Genomic DNA, 5,597 nt, shown 5'->3' on the forward strand with positions numbered 1-5,597 from the left:
AAGTATGTCCGGCGGTGTCCTACTCTCCCACAGGGTCGCCCCTGCAGTACCATCGGCGCTGCGAGTCTTAGCTTCCGGGTTCGGAATGTGTCCGGGCGTTTCCCTCGCGCTATGGCCGCCGAAACTCTAGAACCATCCGCACTCCTGGGGGTGTGGTGGTGGTCTCGGTGGCACCCCGGTTCCAGCCCCTTGGTGGGGGTGGTGGGGTGCGGGTTGCACTGTGTGATTGTGTTGGGTTTCCCGTCTGCTGGGAACCACAGAGTGGACGCGAGTCATCAGGCTCCACACCGCTGCCTTACAACGATGGTGTGGATAGTGATTGTCAAGTTGTCGGCGTATTAGTACCAGTCAGCTGCACACCTTGCGGTGCTTCCACATCTGGCCTATCAACCCAGTCGTCTGGCTGGGAGCCTCTCCCCCCGAAGGGGATGGAAATCTCATCTTGAGGCCGGCTTCCCGCTTAGATGCTTTCAGCGGTTATCCATCCCGAACGTAGCTAACCAGCGGTGCTCCTGGCGGAACAACTGGCACACCAGAGGTTCGTCCAACCCGGTCCTCTCGTACTAGGGTCAGATCCTCTCAAATTTCCTGCGCGCGCAGAGGATAGGGACCGAACTGTCTCACGACGTTCTAAACCCAGCTCGCGTACCGCTTTAATGGGCGAACAGCCCAACCCTTGGGACCTACTCCAGCCCCAGGATGCGACGAGCCGACATCGAGGTGCCAAACCATGCCGTCGATATGGACTCTTGGGCAAGATCAGCCTGTTATCCCCGAGGTACCTTTTATCCGTTGAGCGACAGCGCTTCCACAAGCCACTGCCGGATCACTAGTCCCGACTTTCGTCCCTGCTCGACCTGTCAGTCTCGCAGTCAAGCTCCCTTGTGCACTTACACTCGCCACCTGATTGCCAACCAGGTTGAGGGAACCTTTGGGCGCCTCCGTTACTCTTTGGGAGGCAACCGCCCCAGTTAAACTACCCACCAGGCACTGTCCCTGAACCGGATCACGGTTCGAAGTTAGATATCCAGAGTGACCAGAGTGGTATTTCAACAATGACTCCACGAACACTGGCGTGCCCGCTTCACAGTCTCCCACCTATCCTACACAAGCCACACCGAACACCAATACCAAGCTGTAGTAAAGGTCACGGGGTCTTTCCGTCCTTCTGCGCGTAACGAGCATCTTTACTCGTAATGCAATTTCGCCGAGTTCGCGGTTGAGACAGCTGGGAAGTCGTTACGCCATTCGTGCAGGTCGGAACTTACCCGACAAGGAATTTCGCTACCTTAGGATGGTTATAGTTACCACCGCCGTTTACTGGGGCTTAAATTCTCAGCTTCGCTCCGAAGAGCTAACCGGTCCTCTTAACCTTCCAGCACCGGGCAGGCGTCAGTCCGTATACATCGTCTTGCGACTTGGCACGGACCTGTGTTTTTAGTAAACAGTCGCTTCCCACTGGTCTCTGCGGCCTTCAACGCTCCAGGAGCAAGTCCCTTCACGAATCCGGCCCCCCTTCTCCCGAAGTTACGGGGGCATTTTGCCGAGTTCCTTAACCACGATTCTCTCGATCTCCTCGGTATTCTCTACCTGACCACCTGAGTCGGTTTGGGGTACGGGCGGCTGGAACCTCGCGTCGATGCTTTTCTCGGCAGCATAGGATCACCCACTTTTCATCCGCATCGCGTCTCAGCCTGTGTGAGCGACGGATTTGCCTATCGCTCGGCCTACACGCTTGCCCCGGGTCAACCATCGCCCGGGTTGGGCTACCTTCCTGCGTCACACCTGTTATCACGCTCACTCCACCAGATGGGGTCGCATGCCGCCCCGCGACGTTCCCCGAAGGGTCGGTCACGGCTTGGGATGCTTAGCACTCCTGGCTTCGTGTGGGCGGTTCTTCGCCGGTACGGGAATATCAACCCGTTGTCCATCGACTACGCCTGTCGGCCTCGCCTTAGGTCCCGACTTACCCAGGGCAGATTAGCTTGACCCTGGAACCCTTGGTCTTCCGGAGGACGGGTTTCTCACCCGTCTTTCGCTACTCATGCCTGCATTCTCACTCGTGTGCCGTCCACGGCTGGTTTCCACCGCCGCTTCACCCAGCACACGACGCTCTCCTACCCATCAACACGGCTGGACCACGAAGGCCTACCTAATATGTCAATGCCACAACTTCGGTGGCGTGCTTGAGCCCCGTTACATTGTCGGCGCGGAATCACTTGACCAGTGAGCTATTACGCACTCTTTCAAGGGTGGCTGCTTCTAAGCCAACCTCCTGGTTGTCTGTGCAACTCCACATCCTTTCCCACTTAGCACGCGCTTAGGGACCTTAGTTGGTGGTCTGGGTTGTTTCCCTCTCGACGATGAAGCTTATCCCCCACCGTCTCACTGCTGCGCTCTCACTTACCGGCATTCGGAGTTTGGCTGACGTCAGTAACCTGTTGGGGCCCATCGGCCATCCAGTAGCTCTACCTCCGGCAAGAAACACGCAACGCTGCACCTAAATGCATTTCGGAGAGAACCAGCTATCACGAAGTTTGATTGGCCTTTCACCCCTATCCACAGCTCATCCCCTCAGTTTTCAACCTAAGTGGGTTCGGTCCTCCACGACGTCTTACCGTCGCTTCAACCTGGCCATGGATAGATCACTTCGCTTCGGGTCTAGGACCTGCGACTGAATCGCCCTATTCAGACTCGCTTTCGCTACGGCTGCCCCACACGGGTTAACCTCGCCACAGATCACTAACTCGCAGGCTCATTCTTCAAAAGGCACGCTGTCACCCCTACAAGGAGGCTCCAACGGTTTGTAAGCAAACGGTTTCAGGTACTATTTCACTCCCCTCCCGGGGTACTTTTCACCTTTCCCTCACGGTACTTGTCCGCTATCGGTCATCTGGGAGTATTTAGGCTTATCAGGTGGTCCTGACAGATTCACACGGGATTTCTCGGGCCCCGTGCTACTTGGGATCCCCCTCCGGCCGGCCAGGCATTTCGACTACGGGACTCACACCCACTCCGGTCCGGCTTTCAATCCGGTTCGTCTATACCTGACGCGTCACCGCGGCTGTCCGGCAGAACAGCCCGAGAGGTCCCACAACCCCGACCATGCAACCCCTGCCGGGTATCACACATGACCGGTTTAGCCTCTTCCGCTTTCGCTCGCCACTACTCACGGAATCACGGTTGTTTTCTCTTCCTGTGGGTACTGAGATGTTTCACTTCCCCACGTTCCCTCTACCCGCCCTATATATTCAGGCGGGAGTCACCAGGTCACCCTGAGGGCCTGGCGGGGTTTCCCCATTCGGAAATCCTCGGATCACAGCTCGTTTATCAGCTCCCCGAGGCTTATCGCAGATTACGACGTCCTTCTTCGGCTCCAGATGCCAAGGCATCCACCGTTTGCTCTTAGAAACTTGAAATCACATGAGTTATCGAATCGCACACCCGGACCCGAAAGCCCGGATGCGAAATTGACCAGTGAATACACCAGACAGGCACCCGAAGGCACCCGCCGGCGACTCACCTTGTGACCCAACGTCCGAAAACGTTGAATCTAAGATGCTCGCGTCCACTATGTAGTTCTCAACAGACGGTCAGAACCCCCACCCCCACCAGCAACAGCCGGCTTCGGCGAAGGCCTGAAGAAACCATCCCCCACACCCAACCAGGGCGCAGGACGTCCGGTCCCTCAGGACCCAACAGCGTGCACGTGCCCGACCATCCGGCCCCCACCGTTCCAACCCACCGAAGCAGGCGTACTAGGTCTGAACCATCCAGACGAGCACCTATGTCAATGTTCCACCCATGAGCTGCCGACCAAGGACGTTCGCCTTGATGCCGGCTGCCTGGAAGGCCGAAGCCTCCAGATGCTCCTTAGAAAGGAGGTGATCCAGCCGCACCTTCCGGTACGGCTACCTTGTTACGACTTAGTCCTAATCACCGATCCCACCTTCGACGGCTCCCTCCACAAGGGTTAGGCCACCGGCTTCGGGTGTTACCGACTTTCATGACTTGACGGGCGGTGTGTACAAGGCCCGGGAACGTATTCACCGCAGCGTTGCTGATCTGCGATTACTAGCGACTCCGACTTCATGAGGTCGAGTTGCAGACCTCAATCCGAACTGAGACCGGCTTTTTGGGATTCGCTCCGCCTTACGACATCGCAGCCCTTTGTACCGGCCATTGTAGCATGCGTGAAGCCCAAGACATAAGGGGCATGATGATTTGACGTCATCCCCACCTTCCTCCGAGTTGACCCCGGCAGTCTCACATGAGTCCCCACCATAACGTGCTGGCAACATGCGACGAGGGTTGCGCTCGTTGCGGGACTTAACCCAACATCTCACGACACGAGCTGACGACAACCATGCACCACCTGTATACGAGTGTCCAAAGAGTTGACCATTTCTGGCCCGTTCTCGTATATGTCAAGCCTTGGTAAGGTTCTTCGCGTTGCATCGAATTAATCCGCATGCTCCGCCGCTTGTGCGGGCCCCCGTCAATTCCTTTGAGTTTTAGCCTTGCGGCCGTACTCCCCAGGCGGGGCGCTTAATGCGTTAGCTACGACACGGAAACCGTGGAAAGGTCCCCACATCTAGCGCCCAACGTTTACGGCGTGGACTACCAGGGTATCTAATCCTGTTCGCTCCCCACGCTTTCGCTCCTCAGCGTCAGTAAGTGCCCAGAGACCTGCCTTCGCCATCGGTGTTCCTCCTGATATCTGCGCATTCCACCGCTACACCAGGAATTCCAGTCTCCCCTACACCACTCAAGTCTGCCCGTACCCACTGCAGGCTAGAGGTTGAGCCTCTAGTTTTCACAGCAGACGCGACAAACCGCCTACGAGCTCTTTACGCCCAATAATTCCGGACAACGCTCGGACCCTACGTATTACCGCGGCTGCTGGCACGTAGTTAGCCGGTCCTTTTTCTGCAGGTACCGTCAAGCCGAAGCCCTTCTTCCCTACTAAAAGCGGTTTACAACCCGAAGGCCGTCATCCCGCACGCGGCGTTGCTGCATCAGGCTTGCGCCCATTGTGCAATATTCCCCACTGCTGCCTCCCGTAGGAGTCTGGGCCGTGTCTCAGTCCCAGTGTGGCCGGTCACCCTCTCAGGCCGGCTACCCGTCGACGCCTTGGTGAGCCATTACCTCACCAACAAGCTGATAGGCCGCGAGTCCATCCCAGACCGAAAAACTTTCCACCAAACCTCATGCGAGGAAAGGTCCTATCCGGTATTAGCTCCGATTTCTCGGGGTTATCCCAGAGTCCAGGGCAGGTTACTCACGTGTTACTCACCCGTTCGCCACTAATCCCCAGGTGCAAGCACCCAGTTCATCGTTCGACTTGCATGTGTTAAGCACGCCGCCAGCGTTCGTCCTGAGCCAGGATCAAACTCTCCAAAAAAAATGGTTCCCAACACCCGAAGGCATCAGGGAGTTCAAATCACTGACAGAGAAACAACTGACTCGAAAATCAAATTGTCCATCAATCAAAGGAAACCCGTCCCCCCACCGAAGCAGGAGAACACGGGGTTCAAAAAATTGGCATTGAACATAGTGCACGCTGTTGAGTTCTCAAGGAACGGACGCACCCGGGT

3 rRNA genes are annotated in these 5,597 nt (G+C 56.7%); all 3 read right to left on the reverse strand.

Going from position 1 to position 5,597, the window contains the following annotated elements:
- Nucleotides 1-6 precede the first annotated feature (6 nt).
- A 5S ribosomal RNA gene (gene rrf / locus AVP42_RS05055) occupies nt 7-123 on the reverse strand.
- Nucleotides 124-318: 195 nt separating this feature from the next.
- Nucleotides 319-3,419 (reverse strand): 23S ribosomal RNA (locus tag AVP42_RS05060).
- A gap of 458 nt (nt 3,420-3,877) precedes the next feature.
- Nucleotides 3,878-5,404: ribosomal RNA gene (locus AVP42_RS05065) — 16S ribosomal RNA — on the reverse strand.
- Together the 16S, 23S and 5S rRNA genes form the textbook arrangement of a ribosomal RNA operon.
- Between the last annotated feature and the right edge of the window lie 193 nt (nt 5,405-5,597).

This window comes from Agromyces sp. NDB4Y10, from assembly GCF_001620055.1.
In the GTDB taxonomy this organism is placed as follows: Bacteria; Actinomycetota; Actinomycetes; order Actinomycetales; family Microbacteriaceae; genus Agromyces; species Agromyces indicus.